14 protein-coding genes are annotated in these 12,405 nt (G+C 64.0%); 7 read left to right on the forward strand and 7 right to left on the reverse strand.

Going from position 1 to position 12,405, the window contains the following annotated elements:
• Nucleotides 1-101 precede the first annotated feature (101 nt).
• Both ACS7SF_RS00785 and ACS7SF_RS00790 read left to right on the forward strand, forming a co-directional pair.
• Entirely contained in the window at nucleotides 102-929 is an 828-nt protein-coding gene (locus tag ACS7SF_RS00785; RefSeq protein WP_439891246.1) for an isocitrate lyase/PEP mutase family protein, read from the forward strand.
• Between the two features lie 12 nt (nucleotides 930-941).
• Nucleotides 942-2,141, forward strand: coding sequence for an MFS transporter (locus ACS7SF_RS00790; protein WP_439891247.1), 1,200 nt, complete (start codon nucleotides 942-944; stop codon nucleotides 2,139-2,141).
• Between the two features lie 9 nt (nucleotides 2,142-2,150).
• On the opposite strand, the gene ACS7SF_RS00795 is transcribed toward ACS7SF_RS00790, so the two are convergent.
• Nucleotides 2,151-2,972, reverse strand: coding sequence for an endonuclease/exonuclease/phosphatase family protein (locus ACS7SF_RS00795; RefSeq protein ID WP_439891248.1), 822 nt, complete (start codon nucleotides 2,970-2,972; stop codon nucleotides 2,151-2,153).
• A 178-nt stretch (nucleotides 2,973-3,150) separates the two neighbouring features.
• Entirely contained in the window at nucleotides 3,151-4,053 is a 903-nt protein-coding gene (locus tag ACS7SF_RS00800; RefSeq protein ID WP_439891249.1) for a LysR family transcriptional regulator, read from the reverse strand.
• A 110-nt stretch (nucleotides 4,054-4,163) separates the two neighbouring features.
• Between ACS7SF_RS00800 and ACS7SF_RS00805 the strand changes: the two genes are divergently transcribed.
• Both ACS7SF_RS00805 and ACS7SF_RS00810 read left to right on the forward strand, forming a co-directional pair.
• Nucleotides 4,164-5,045 carry an MBL fold metallo-hydrolase gene (locus ACS7SF_RS00805; RefSeq protein ID WP_439891250.1) on the forward strand — a complete coding sequence of 294 codons (882 nt, stop codon included), beginning with the start codon at nucleotides 4,164-4,166 and terminating at the stop codon, nucleotides 5,043-5,045.
• A 25-nt stretch (nucleotides 5,046-5,070) separates the two neighbouring features.
• Nucleotides 5,071-5,775, forward strand: coding sequence for a DsbA family protein (locus tag ACS7SF_RS00810; protein WP_439891251.1), 705 nt, complete (start codon nucleotides 5,071-5,073; stop codon nucleotides 5,773-5,775).
• A 12-nt stretch (nucleotides 5,776-5,787) separates the two neighbouring features.
• Here the strand turns inward: ACS7SF_RS00810 and thpR are convergent, their stop codons facing one another.
• The 3 genes from thpR to pcaH form a co-directional block, all read right to left on the reverse strand.
• Nucleotides 5,788-6,372: an RNA 2',3'-cyclic phosphodiesterase gene (thpR, locus tag ACS7SF_RS00815; protein WP_439891252.1), complete on the reverse strand. Its 585-nt coding sequence runs from the start codon at nucleotides 6,370-6,372 to the stop codon at nucleotides 5,788-5,790.
• A gap of 157 nt (nucleotides 6,373-6,529) precedes the next feature.
• Nucleotides 6,530-7,225 carry a protocatechuate 3,4-dioxygenase subunit alpha gene (gene pcaG / locus ACS7SF_RS00820; RefSeq protein ID WP_439891253.1) on the reverse strand — a complete coding sequence of 232 codons (696 nt, stop codon included), beginning with the start codon at nucleotides 7,223-7,225 and terminating at the stop codon, nucleotides 6,530-6,532.
• Nucleotides 7,225-7,974 carry a protocatechuate 3,4-dioxygenase subunit beta gene (gene pcaH, locus ACS7SF_RS00825; RefSeq protein WP_439891254.1) on the reverse strand — a complete coding sequence of 250 codons (750 nt, stop codon included), beginning with the start codon at nucleotides 7,972-7,974 and terminating at the stop codon, nucleotides 7,225-7,227. Before pcaH ends, pcaG begins: the two co-directional genes overlap by 1 nt.
• A gap of 94 nt (nucleotides 7,975-8,068) precedes the next feature.
• On the opposite strand from pcaH, the gene pcaQ reads away from it, so the two are divergent.
• From pcaQ to ACS7SF_RS00840, 3 genes are read left to right on the forward strand one after another with little or no spacing between them, the layout of a single operon-like run.
• On the forward strand, nucleotides 8,069-9,010 hold the full coding sequence (pcaQ, locus tag ACS7SF_RS00830) for a pca operon transcription factor PcaQ (RefSeq protein WP_439891255.1): 942 nt from the start codon (nucleotides 8,069-8,071) through the stop codon (nucleotides 9,008-9,010).
• A gap of 38 nt (nucleotides 9,011-9,048) precedes the next feature.
• On the forward strand, nucleotides 9,049-9,282 hold the full coding sequence (locus tag ACS7SF_RS00835; RefSeq protein WP_439891256.1) for a hypothetical protein: 234 nt from the start codon (nucleotides 9,049-9,051) through the stop codon (nucleotides 9,280-9,282).
• Entirely contained in the window at nucleotides 9,282-9,692 is a 411-nt protein-coding gene (locus ACS7SF_RS00840; protein ID WP_439891257.1) for a type II toxin-antitoxin system death-on-curing family toxin, read from the forward strand. Before ACS7SF_RS00835 ends, ACS7SF_RS00840 begins: the two co-directional genes overlap by 1 nt.
• A gap of 61 nt (nucleotides 9,693-9,753) precedes the next feature.
• Here the strand turns inward: ACS7SF_RS00840 and ACS7SF_RS00845 are convergent, their stop codons facing one another.
• Together ACS7SF_RS00845 and ACS7SF_RS00850 are read right to left on the reverse strand one after the other, a co-directional pair.
• The gene (locus ACS7SF_RS00845; RefSeq protein ID WP_439891258.1) at nucleotides 9,754-11,151 is read right to left on the reverse strand and encodes an L-cystine transporter; all 1,398 of its coding nucleotides are present in this window, start codon (nucleotides 11,149-11,151) and stop codon (nucleotides 9,754-9,756) included.
• 173 nt (nucleotides 11,152-11,324) lie between these two features.
• Nucleotides 11,325-12,380 carry a porin gene (locus ACS7SF_RS00850; RefSeq protein ID WP_439891259.1) on the reverse strand — a complete coding sequence of 352 codons (1,056 nt, stop codon included), beginning with the start codon at nucleotides 12,378-12,380 and terminating at the stop codon, nucleotides 11,325-11,327.
• Nucleotides 12,381-12,405 lie beyond the last annotated feature (25 nt).

Below are 12,405 nucleotides of genomic sequence, written 5' to 3' on the forward strand. Positions count from 1 at the left end.
ACGTGCGCGGCAGTCCACGTGTAATGTGGCGGACTTCGGCACGCCCCTTTTTTGTCGCAGCCTTGCAGTCCCCCTCTCATCCACCTCATACCGGATCGCCCATGCCGACCCAGATCGAAAAAGCGCACACCTTCCGCAACCTGCACGAACGCAGCGGCACCTTTGTCATCCCCAACCCGTGGGACCCGGGCTCGGCACGGCTGCTGGCGGCGCTCGGCTTTGAGGCGCTGACGAGCACGAGCGCCGGCTTCGCCTTCTCGCGCGGGCGACCCGATTACGGCATGGGCCGCGATGTCATCCTCGCGCACGTGGCTGATCTCGCCGCCTCCACTGATCTGCCCATGGCGGCGGACTTGGAGGACGGCTTTGGCGACGCCCCCGAAACCGTCGCCGAGACCATCCGACTCGCAGGCGCCACGGGCATCGTCGGTGGCTCGATCGAAGACGCCACAGGCAACCCCGATGCGCCCATCCATTCGCTGGAAGCTTCCGTCGAACGCATACGCGCGGCAGTGGAAGCCGCGCGTTCGCTGCCGTTTCCGTTCACGCTCACGGCCCGCGCTGAAAACCATCTGCACGGCCGCAACGACCTGGCCGACACCATCCGCCGTCTGCAGGCCTTCCAGGACGCCGGCGCAGATGTGCTCTACGCACCGGGCCTGAAGACGCGCGAAGAGATCGCCACCGTGCTACGCGAGATCGACCGCCCACTCAACGTGGTGATGAGCTTTGCCGACGGCAACCTGAGCGTGGCCGAGCTGACCGAACTCGGCGTCAAACGCATCAGCGTGGGCGCCGCCCTGGCGCGCGCCGCCATGGGTGCGTTCCAGCGTGCCGCGGAAGAACTGCGGACCGCGGGCACCTTCAACTTTGCGCGGGATGCAGCCAGCGGCGCCAAGCTCAACGCCCTGTTCGCGCCGTTCGCCTGATACCGCCCAGCGATGACCACCGCCACACGGCCGGGCGTTCTGCGCCAGATCCCGGCCGGCGTCTGGGTGCTGGGCTTCGTCAGCCTGCTGATGGACATTTCGTCCGAGATGATCCACAGCCTGCTGCCGATGTTCATGGTGTCGACGCTGGGTGCGAGCGCGCTGACGGTTGGCCTGATCGAAGGGCTGGCTGAGTCGACCGCACTGATCGTCAAGATCTTCTCCGGCGTACTGAGCGACTACCTCGGCCGGCGCAAGGGGCTGGCGGTGGTTGGGTACGCGCTCGGCGCATTCTCCAAGCCGCTCTTTGCGCTCGCCCCCACGGCAGGCATTGTGCTGACGGCGCGGCTGCTGGATCGCATTGGCAAGGGCATCCGCGGTGCCCCGCGCGATGCGCTCGTCGCCGACATCGCACCGCCGGAGGTGCGTGGCGCGGCGTTCGGGTTGCGGCAATCGCTGGATACCGTGGGCGCGTTCCTCGGGCCGCTGCTAGCCGTCGGGTTGATGCTGCTGTGGGCCGATGATTTCCGCGCCGTGTTCTGGGTGGCGATGGTGCCGGGGCTGCTGTCGGTGGCGTTGCTGTTGTTTGGCCTGCGCGAGCCCCACGGCCACGTCACCACGCATCGCACCAACCCCATCCGTCGCGACAACCTGAAGCGGCTCAGCGCGGCGTACTGGTGGGTGGTGATGATCGGCGCGGTCTTCACATTGGCCCGCTTCTCAGAGGCCTTTCTGGTGCTGCGCGCGCAACAGGGCGGCATCCCTGTCGCGCTGGTGCCGTTGGTGATGGTGGCGATGAACGTGGTCTACGCGCTGGCGGCGTACCCGTTTGGCAAGCTATCGGACCGTATGAGCCACCACGCGCTGCTGGCGCTCGGGCTGGTGGTGCTAATTGCCGCAGATGTGGTGCTCGGCCTCTCCGACCACTGGGGCGTCGTCATTGCCGGCGTGGCACTGTGGGGCGTGCACATGGGCATCACGCAAGGGTTGCTGGCCACCATGGTGGCCGACACCGCCCCAGCCGACTTGCGCGGCACCGCCTATGGCATGTTCAACTTGGTGAGCGGGCTGGCCATGCTGCTCGCTAGCGCCTTGGCTGGGCTGCTATGGGACAAGCTGGGCGCGGCTGCCACCTTTCACACAGGCGCGATGTTTTGCGTACTGGCCCTAGGTCTGCTGGCGGTGCGGCGAGCCGTCTCCCGCGCCCACTGACACCCCGCCCTACACGCCCGCAATTTCACGCAACAGGTGCGCTTCCGTGTTGGTGTTGATCTGCACCCACAGCGGCAAATGGTCTGATAGCTGATACGTCATGGCCTGCTTGGTCAGGCGCGGAAACAGCGGCGTGTGATCGCCCTGGTAGAAATCGAGCACGCCACCTGCGTTGATGAAGCTTTCGGGGTACTCCGGCAAGTGCAGGATCTGGTCGTAGCGCTTGTTCTTCTCCAGATTGCTGCCGAAGGTGCTGCGCAACAGCTTGTCGGGCACGCGCAGGCCCTTGGCGGTCAGCGCCTTGAAGAGCGGGCTCTTCTCGCTGGGGATGTTGAAATCGCCCATGACGATCAGGTCTTTGCCGTCGGCGTCCTTCTCCTGCGCCTTGTCGGATACCCACTGCGCCAGCGCTTCGATCTCGGGCAGGCGCTCACGCTCGCTGCTGCCCCAGCGGATATGCGCGGCAATGCAGACAAAATCGAAATTGCCCGAATGGAACGACGCGAGATACGGGCTACGCCACCACGAGATGTCCGACAGATATTCCGCCCCGCGCTTGGTGCGCGGCGGTTGCGCCTCGGCAGCCAGACCGTTGAAAGTGACCGCGCGGCGGTCGTAGACAAAGGCCATGCGCTCACGGTTGCCGCCGGCATCGATGATGGCATCGGAATACACCGCATGCCAATCCGGCCCGAGCATGCCGAGCACCCGCTTGAGATCACCCAGGTTGTCGCGCACCTCCTGCACGCCGATCAAGTCGAACTGCCGCAGAACCTCGGCGATGTAGTACAGCGCCGTCTTGGTCCGCGGCGTCTTGCCGAACTCGCGCACGTTCCACGTGGCGATGTTCAGCGTTTCGTCCAGCTTGGAGGATGGAATCTTCGCTGCGCAATACGCTCACGCAGCACGAGCAGGCCGCGCGCAATCTCGGGGGTGATGCCGTCGTAGTTCATGGGGGGCGTTCTGTTTGAAAGCCCGCCACTCTAGTCATCGCGCGCGGATTGCCATATCAGACAACGCCCTGATGTGTGCGGAACCAATCGACGAGGAAATCCAGCATCGCGCGTAACGCCGCCGGCATCTGCCTGCGCGAGCTGTAGACGCCGTGGATACCCAGCACCTGTGGCGCGTAGTCCGGCAGCAGGCGCACAAGCTGCCCGCTCGCGATGAGGGGCGCGGCGGCAAACACCGGCTGCAGCGCAATGCCGGCGCCTTCCTTGGCGGCCGCCAACAGCGCCATCGATTCGTTCGCGCTCAGGTTGCCACCCACCGGCACATCGGATGGCGCTCCCGACTTTGCATCCGTGAACTTCCACAGGCTCTTGCCGAAGTACGAGTACGTCAGGCAGTTGTGCACGGCCAGGTCTTCCAGCCGGCGCGGTGTGCCATGCGCGGCGAGGTACGACGGTGCCGCCACCACAACGGACTCACACGTGCCCAGCGGCCGCGCGATCAGATTCGGGTCGAGATCATTGGTAATGCGCACCGCGAGGTCGATGCGCTCTTCCACGAGGTTGACGGTGCGGTTGTCGACAACGAGGTCCACAGCGGTCTGCGGATAGCGCCGCAGATACGCCGTCACCGCCGCGCCCAGCACCTGTTGCGCGAGCGATTGCGCGCACGCAATGCGCAGCAGACCACGCGGCATATCGGCTTCAGCGCCGTCGGCCACGGCCATCTGCGTGGCGATTTCCAGCATCTGGCGGCAGCGCGCCAGGGTGGCCTCGCCGGCCGCGGTCAGGCCTATGCGGCGTGTAGTCCGGTGCAGCAGGCGCGCGCCGGACCACTCCTCCATCTCTGCGAGGTAGCGCGTGACCATCGCGCGCGACATGTCGAGCCCTTCCGCCGCGGCGCTCAGGCTGCCGCGCTCGACAATCGCCAGAAACACCTCAGCCGCCTTGATGCGATCCATATTTGATCGATTAATGAAACAAATATGCGCATCTTAGGGTGTTTTTCGGTCGAATCAAGCAACCTATAGTGATGACATTCCAAATCACCTCACCCGACTGGAGAACCCGAATGTCCTTGATCCGCACCTTGCTCGCCGCCAGCCTTGTCAGCGCTGGTCTTGTGGCCCATGCCGCCGCGCCTGCGCCGCTGCACCTGGAGGTCTATAACCCGGGCGACAAGGGCATCTTCCCGGTGTCGTCGGAAATCATCACCGGCGCGCACGAGGCGATCCTGATCGACGCGCAATTCCAGCGCAGCGACGCGCAAGCCCTAGTGCAGAAACTCAAGGCCAGCGGCAAGACGCTGACCACGGTCTACATCAGCCATAGCGATCCGGATTACTACTTCGGGCTCGACGTCATCCACGCTGCTTTCCCGCAAGCGAAGATCGTGGCGACGCCGCAGACGGTGGCCGCCATCCAGGCGTCGATGCAAGGCAAGCTGGCCTATTGGGGCCCGATCCTGAAGGACAATGCGCCCCAGGCGCTCGTGTTGCCCGAGGTGCTGCAGCGCGACCACCTGACGCTGGAGGGCCGCACGATCGAGATCAAGGGGTTGAACGGCCCGAACCCGGCGCGCACGTATCTGTGGATTCCGTCGCTGAAAACCGTAGCCGGCGGCGTGGTGGTCTTCAACGGCGATCATGTCTGGGTGGCCGACACGCAGACGCGCGAGTCGCGCCTGGGCTGGCTGCAGACGCTGGACAACATCGCCGCGCTCAAGCCCGCGACGGTGGTGCCCGGCCACTTCTCCGGTGCGATGCCCAAGGGGTTGGACGCGGTACGCTTCACGGCCGACTACCTGAAGACGTTTGAGCTGCAAGCCGCCAAGGCCAACAACTCCGCAGAGCTGGTCAAGGCCATGAAGACCGCCTACCCGACGCTCGGCGGCGACGCTTCGCTGGAGCTGAGCGCCAAGGTCATCAAGGGCGAAATGAAGTGGCCGCAATAACGCGGACAAACACAAGGACAAACGCATGACAACGCTGCATTACATCTTCGACCCGCTATGCGGCTGGTGCTACGGCGCCGCGCCGCTGGTGGAGGCCGCCCGCAAAGTGCCGGGCCTGGAAATCGCCTTCCATGCCGGCGGCATGCTGGCCGGCGCGAACCGCCGTGCGGTGACGCCACAGTGGCGCGACTACGTCATGCCGCACGACCACCGCATCGCCAGCCTCACCGGCCAGCCCTTCGGCGAGCCCTACTTTGAAGGCCTGCTGCGCGATACGACGGCCGTGATGGACTCGGAGCCGCCCATTACCGCTGCGTTGGCGGCCGAGGCACTCGGCGGGCGTGGGCTGGACATGACCCACCGCATCCAGCGCGCGCACTACCAAGAAGGCCGACGCATTGCCGATGTGCCCGTACTGCGTGAATTGGCGGCGGAGATCGGCCTCTCGCCCGAAGCCTTCGATGCGGAATACGCGCGGCAAGCCGGTGCGCTCACGCAGCAGCACATCACCGCCAGCCGGCAATGGCTTGATCGCGTGGGCGGCCAAGGTTTCCCAACGTTTGCGCTGGAGGATGCGGATGGCCGCATCGGCATGATCGACATCGGCCCGTGGCTGGGTCGCCCGGAGCAATGGGCACAGGCACTGGCGCAACATGCTGGCGCGCCGGCTTCGGTGGACGCGGTGGGTGAAGCCGATGGCCCCGTCTGCGGGCCGGACGGCTGCGCATAGGAAGAACGCGCCTCAGCCCTTGAGCGCCCAGCGGCCGAGTTCGTCGTACCGCGTCTTGCCCAGCCAGCTATGGATGAGGACGAACTCCCGCACTGTCCACGTGATGGGCTCGACCGGTTTGGGCGCAAAGCCGCCACGGTCGTACAGCAGCGTGATATGCGGTTTGAAGTGGCCATGCGACACGGGCACGCCGGCCCGCAACAGCGCGTCGCCCAGGGCGGACTGAAACGCCATCAGTTCCGCCACACCCTCATTGCCCAGCAGCACGAAGGGCCGGTGATCGCGCCGGCCATGAAAGCTCACCACCTGGTTGAAAGAGGCATCGAACGCGGGCAGCGCGAGCCCTTCGGCTGCGGCACGTACTCTCGCAACCAGGTCATCCGGCGGCGGTTGAACGAAATCCCCCACATGGTGGAGCGTGACGTGCAAACGTTCGGCACGCAGCGCCTTGCCCTTGAAACCCACCACAGGCCGCAATTGCTCGATTAGGCGAGCGATGTGTTGCGCGGTCTCGGCATCGGGCTTCACGGCCAGAAACAGGCGATGTGCAGGCAACTGCGGGGTGGCTTCGAATCCGGGAAGCGTGAGTTGGGTCACGGGAAGGCGGCAGGCGGCGAGTGGGGAATCCGCCCATTATCGACGCCCGCATGACCGTTTTGCTCCGGTCTTGCTGCGGTCTTGCTGCACGCGCAAAAAAACAACGCCCGGCAGATGGCTCCGCCAAGCGTTGCATGTTTCCGATGTGACGTAGCGATCAGATGTCGAAGAACACCGTCTCCGCGCCGCCATCGGGCGTGTCTTGCAGGCGCACGTCGAAGGTGTAGACCACTTCGCCGTTACGCTCGCTGCGCTGGGCGATCAGCGTCTTGCGGCGCACTTCCCACTCGATACCGTTCAGCACGGGGTCGGTGCCATTGGCGGCCACCTCGTCGCTGAAATACACGCGTGTGTGCAGCCCCATGTTGATGCCCCGCGCAAACAGCACCATGCAGATGTGCGGTGCCTGCACGGCGTTGCCGCGCCCCGCCACGGCACCCGGCTTGATGGTCTCGAAGCGGTAGACGCCTGTGTCGAAATCGGCGCCGGCACGGCCCCAGCCGCGGAAGGCGGGGTCCACCGGCTTGTCTTGCCGATCCGCCGGATGCGCGTACTTGCCATCCGCATTGGCTTGCCAGATCTCGATCAACACATCGCGCAGCAGCGAGCCGGAGCCGTCGTAGACGCGCCCTTCCAGCGCGATGCGCTCGCCGCGCGTGGCCGGCGTGGTCAGCACATTGCCGAACTCTTTTTCGTAGATGTCGAAACCGGCCTGGCGCGGCGCAAGGCCGATGTGCACGTATGGGCCGCCCGTCTGCGAGGCTGTTTCGTTGAAGTGCGCAAATGGTGGCGTTGTGGTGGCAGCCGCTGCCTGGGCGCGTTCCAGCGATGCTTGAAGCGTGGTCGTCGTCATCACTTGGCTCCTTGCAGACCGGGGACAGTGTTCTCGAAATGCGTGGCACGACGGCCGCGCAGCGTGATGTCAAAGCGGTAGCAGCGCGAATCGAGCGGCACGTGGTTGGCCGTATCGAGCAGCGCAATCAAGCCGCGCACTTGCTCTTCACTGGGGATGGTCTTGATGATCGGGCACTGCGCGATCATCGGGTCGCCTTCAAAGTACATCTGCGTGATCAGGCGCTGCGCCCAGCCGTCGCCCGACAGCGAGTAGTGGATATGCGCCGGGCGCCAGTCGTTGATGCTATTGCGCCACGGGTACGCGCCCGGCCTGACGGTGCGATAGACGTAGTAGCCATTGGCGTCCGTCAGCATGCGGCCGCAGCCGCCGAAGTTCGGGTCGATGGGCGCGAGGTAACGGTCGTTCTTGTGGCGGTAGCGTCCGCCGGCGTTGGCCTGCCACACCTCGACCAGTGCGTTCGGCACCGGGCGGCCGAATTCGTCGCGCACATAGCCATGCACGATGATGCGCTCGCCGATCGGCAGGCTGTCTTTGGCGTAGTTGAGGATGAGGTCGTTGTCGAGCGGGCCGAGGTCATCGGCATGGAACACTGGCGCGGTGGTTTCCGACAGCGTATTGAGCGTGGAGATGAGTGCCTTGCGCGGGGAGCGCAGCACGCTGGTCTTGTAGCCGGGCGTCAATGCGGGCGGATGCTGGGTGGTATCGCGCTGGGCGAATTCGCCAGTGCCGGAAAGGGGCAAGGTCATGGGGCGTCTCCTATTGAACTCGTGGGATGGACTGTATCTCCGCAAAAAAGTGAAGTAAATTGACTTCTGGTCGAAAATTCAATAACCCCAAGTTATGGAAAGTGCTGTTTTCGGCGAACTCCCTTCGCGAATCCGCTTCCGGCACCTGAGCTGCTTTGTGGCGATCGCACAGGAGCGCAACCTGCGGCGCGCCGCCGAACGGCTGCATCTGAGCCAGCCGGCGGTATCGAAAACGCTGGGCGAGCTGGAAGCGCTCGCGGGCGTGCAACTCGTGGAGCGTGGCCGCCACGGCGCGCGCTTGACGGCAGCCGGCGAACAATTCCTTCGGCATGCGGTGGGGGTGACGCAGGCATTGGAGTCCGCCACGGCCGCGCTGACGGGTTCAGGGGATGCGTCTGCGCCCGTCGTGCACGTCGGCGCCCTGCCCACCGTGGCGAGCAGCCTGCTGCCGCAGGCGATTGCGCGGTTGCATGCGCAACGCCCGCATGCTGGCGTGCGGCTGCGCACCGGGACCAACATCGAACTGCTCTCGGCACTCAAGGCAGGCGAGCTCGATTTCATTATTGGACGCATGGCCGAGCCCGATGCCATGCAGGGGCTGTCGTTCGAGCTGCTATACGCCGAGCCGCTTGCGCTGGTGGTGCGCCCCGGCCATCCATTGCTGGCGCAGCCGGGGGCTTCCGCGTCGTTGCAGGCGGTGCTGGATTACCCGCTGGTGATTGCCACGCAAGGTACCGTGCCGCGCCACCATACCGATGCGCTGTTCCAGACACACGGGCTGCGCCTGCCGGCCGGCGTGACGGAAACGCTGTCGGTGTCGGTCGCACGCTTGCTGGCGTGCCGCTCTGACGCAGTGTGGATTACGCCAGAGCGGGCGGCGCGGGATGATGTGGCCCATCGTCAGCTTGTCCGCCTTGACATCGCCACCTCCGGCACGAAGGAGCCGGTCGGGTTGCTGCGCCGAAGTGCCCAGGCACCGACGGAGCTGGCCAATGCCTTCATGGAACTGCTGACCGATCTTGCCCAGGCGCCATAAGCCGCAACGCCTCCTCCGGAACCGATATACTGAAATCTATGAAAAAGACCGCCAGTACCGCTCTCGCCAAATACAACGTGCCGATTAAGGCCCGGAAGAAAGTCACGTCCGCCATGAGCCATGAGCCCTTCAAGGTGGAGTCAACTGCCCTTCACACCATTGATGGTCGGGTTTTGGTAGTTCGGGAAGCGCCGTCGACCACCGTTAACGACTACGCAAGAAAGGTCATCAGAAAGCACGGCGACGTCATCAAACGCTTGGCCAAGCGGTAATGACTGCGTTGTTCATCACAATCACTCCGGAACAAGTCCGGGAGATCCACGACATCATCCTGTCGACCGAACCAGGGCTCATAGGAGAACACCCAGGCTATTTGGAGGGTGCGCTGAATCGCGTGTCCACTGCGCAGTATTACGACGGGGTAGACGATCTCTTCGAACTCGCGGCACATTACGCGCGCGCCATTGGTCAAGGGCACTGCTTTAACGATGCCAACAAGCGTACGGGCTTGGTGACTTGCCTGACCTTTTTGGAGTTACACGGCGTGACCATTGCACACAACGATGACTTGGAAGATGCGATGGTTGATCTGACGACCGGCGATCTGCCATTGACCGATTTCGCCACCCTGCTCTTCTCGCTCGCTCAGTACGACGAATCAAACGATACGAGCGAGGAATAATCGACGTCACGCCACAAGAAGATACCGGCCAGTTGGCCGGCATCTTCCGTTTTTGCGCCAATCAGCGATGCGCCAGTTCCGATTCCTCCTCGGCATCGAAGACACGCCGATCAGTCTGCCGCAGCAACTGACTGGTAATCGTCCCGGCGGTCATCGAGCCATTGACATTGAGCGCAGTGCGGCCCATATCGATGAGCGGTTCGATGGAGATCAGCAGCGCCACGAGCGTCACCGGCAAGCCCATCGCCGGCAGCACGATCAACGCGGCAAAGGTGGCACCACCGCCCACGCCCGCCACGCCGACCGAGCTAAGCGTGACGATGGCGACCAAGGTGGCGATCCATGTCGGGTCCAGCGGATTAATGCCGACCGTGGGCGCCACCATCACTGCCAGCATGGCGGGGTACAGGCCGGCGCAGCCGTTCTGGCCAATCGTGGTGCCAAACGATGCAGCAAAACTGGCGATCGACTCCGGTACGCCGATGCGCCGTGTCTGCGCCTCGATGCTCAGCGGAATGGTCGCGGCGCTCGACCGGCTGGTGAACGCAAAGGACAGGGCAGGCCAGACCTTGCGGAAGAAGCGAATCGGGTTGATGCCATTGAGCGTCAGCAACACGGCATGCACACCAAACATGATCGCCAGCCCCAGATACGAGGCCACAACGAAGCCGCCAAGCTTGATGATATCTTGCACGTTGGATGTGGCCACCACGTTGGTCATCAGCGCCAGCACCCCATAGGGCGTCAGGCGAATGACAAGGCGCACCAGCTTCATCACCCAGGCCTGCGCAGTATCGATGGCGACGAGCACACGCTCGCCCTTTGCCGCGTCATCCTTGAGCAGATGCAGCGCCGCCACGCCCAGAAACGCCGCGAAGATCACCACGCTGATGATGGAGGTGGGCTTGGCGCCGGTCAGTTCAGCAAACGGATTCTTCGGCAGGAAGGACTGCAGCAACTGCGGCACCGTCAGTTCCGCCACCTTGCCCACGTAGTTGTCCTGAATGGCGGTCAACCGGGCGGTTTCCTGCGCGCCTTGCACCAGCCCCTGCGCCGTCAGGCCAAACAGATTGGTAACGAACACGCCGACGAGGGCGGAGATCAGCGTCGTCAGCAACAGCGTGCCGATCGTCAGCAGGCTGATCCTGCCTAGTGACGAGGCGTTGTTCAGCTTGGCCACCGAGTTCAGCACCGACACCAGCACAAGCGGCATGACGATCATCTGCAGCAGTTGAATGTAGCCGCCACCCACGATGCTGAACCACGCGATCGACTGCTTGAGCGTCGCGCTGTCGTCACCGTAAATGATGTGCAGTGCGAGGCCAAAGACGATGCCGAGCGCCATGCCCAGCAGCACGCGTTTTGCCAGACTCCAGTTCGGCTTCAAATGTGCGCAATAGCGCAGTGCCATCAATAGGACGACAAAAGCGGCGATGTTGAGGATCAGCGGGAAGTTCATGTTTCTGAGGGCCTTGCTTGGATCGCGGCATCTTACGACAGACGTACACAACGCGTTGTAGCAATGCGTGCGCCAAAGCCGATGGCGTTGCACCGTCCCGACGAAAAAAAAGCCCGCACAAGTGCGGGCGAGACAAGGAAATCAGGAGCCCTGCGATCAGAACATCATGCTGCTCAGAAGGAATGAACGATACCGGTGTACGCGCCCAACTGGTTCTTGCCCGGAGCCGGGTTGTTGTTGGTCGCCTCCACCGAGAAATTGGCGTTGGCGCTGTTCTGCACCGTGCCCACGCTGGCGTACAGCAGCGTGCGCTTGGACAGGTTGTAGTTCGCACCGGCCATGAACAAGTTGGCGTTGCCACCACCATGGTTCACGTTGACGCGGTAGGCGGCGCCAATCAGCGTCAGCGCCGGGGTGAGCTCGTAGTTCACGCCCAGCCAGTAGTGGTTGGCCTTAGTGGGTGCGCCGACGGGGGCATCGGGGGCGGACAGGTTTTCGTACACCGCAAACAGCTTGGCCTTGCCGATGGTGAACGTGCCGCCCACCGTCGCTTCTTTCGAGAAATTGAAGATGTCCGTGTACTTGCCGTTGGCGTCGCGGATCACGTCGTAGATCGCGCGCACTTCCACCGGGCCAGCGGTGTAGACGGCAGACACGCCATCGCGGCGGCTGTTGGTGAAGGAGCCCGGCTGTTCGCCCAGGCCGGTCTGCAGACCGAACTGGAAGCCGCCCCAGGTCGGGCTCTGGTATTCGACGATGTTGTTGGCGCCGGGCCAGTTACGTCCGCGTACCAGCGTGGCGGAGCCGATGAACTGTTGGCCAGTCGGGTCGAGGAACCAGACGTCGTTGCTGATGAAGAGGTTCTTGCCGGCGGTCAGCGTGCCCCAGGTGGGGCTGGACAGACCGACGTACGAACGGCGGTTGAAGAGCGCATCGCCGTTGGTCTTGCCCTGGGCGGCGCCAAAGCCGGATTCCAGGCGGAAGACGGCTTGCAAACCACCGCCCAGGTCCTCCTTGCCCATGAACCCGAACATGCTGGTCCCCCACTGGTTGTCAGCGGCGCGCCAGAGGCTGCCGCCCGGCGACGTCGCGGTGGCGGCTACGTTGTTCTGGTAATCGATGCCACTGACAACGCGGCCGTACAGCGTGACGTTGGTCTGTGCATGCGCCGTGGCGGCGGCGGTGCACAGGATGGCCGCCGCAAGCGGCCAGGTTGCTCGATGCTTCACTATCGTCTCCTCTCTCTCGTGTCGT

The organism is Ralstonia sp. 25C, assembly GCF_051904805.1.
Taxonomy (GTDB): domain Bacteria; phylum Pseudomonadota; class Gammaproteobacteria; order Burkholderiales; family Burkholderiaceae; genus Ralstonia.

What these genes read in the sequence shown, in the direction of transcription:
- ACS7SF_RS00785 (WP_439891246.1), top strand. Translation starts at nt 102, where the DNA reads ATGCCGACCCAGATCGAAAAAGCGCACACCTTCCGCAACCTGCACGAA.
- ACS7SF_RS00790 (WP_439891247.1), top strand. Translation starts at nt 942, where the DNA reads ATGACCACCGCCACACGGCCGGGCGTTCTGCGCCAGATCCCGGCCGGC.
- ACS7SF_RS00800 (WP_439891249.1), bottom strand. Translation starts at nt 4,053, where the DNA reads ATGGATCGCATCAAGGCGGCTGAGGTGTTTCTGGCGATTGTCGAGCGC.
- ACS7SF_RS00805 (WP_439891250.1), top strand. Translation starts at nt 4,164, where the DNA reads ATGTCCTTGATCCGCACCTTGCTCGCCGCCAGCCTTGTCAGCGCTGGT.
- ACS7SF_RS00810 (WP_439891251.1), top strand. Translation starts at nt 5,071, where the DNA reads ATGACAACGCTGCATTACATCTTCGACCCGCTATGCGGCTGGTGCTAC.
- pcaG (WP_439891253.1), bottom strand. Translation starts at nt 7,225, where the DNA reads ATGACGACGACCACGCTTCAAGCATCGCTGGAACGCGCCCAGGCAGCG.
- pcaH (WP_439891254.1), bottom strand. Translation starts at nt 7,974, where the DNA reads ATGACCTTGCCCCTTTCCGGCACTGGCGAATTCGCCCAGCGCGATACC.
- pcaQ (WP_439891255.1), top strand. Translation starts at nt 8,069, where the DNA reads ATGGAAAGTGCTGTTTTCGGCGAACTCCCTTCGCGAATCCGCTTCCGG.
- ACS7SF_RS00835 (WP_439891256.1), top strand. Translation starts at nt 9,049, where the DNA reads ATGAAAAAGACCGCCAGTACCGCTCTCGCCAAATACAACGTGCCGATT.
- ACS7SF_RS00840 (WP_439891257.1), top strand. Translation starts at nt 9,282, where the DNA reads ATGACTGCGTTGTTCATCACAATCACTCCGGAACAAGTCCGGGAGATC.
- ACS7SF_RS00845 (WP_439891258.1), bottom strand. Translation starts at nt 11,151, where the DNA reads ATGAACTTCCCGCTGATCCTCAACATCGCCGCTTTTGTCGTCCTATTG.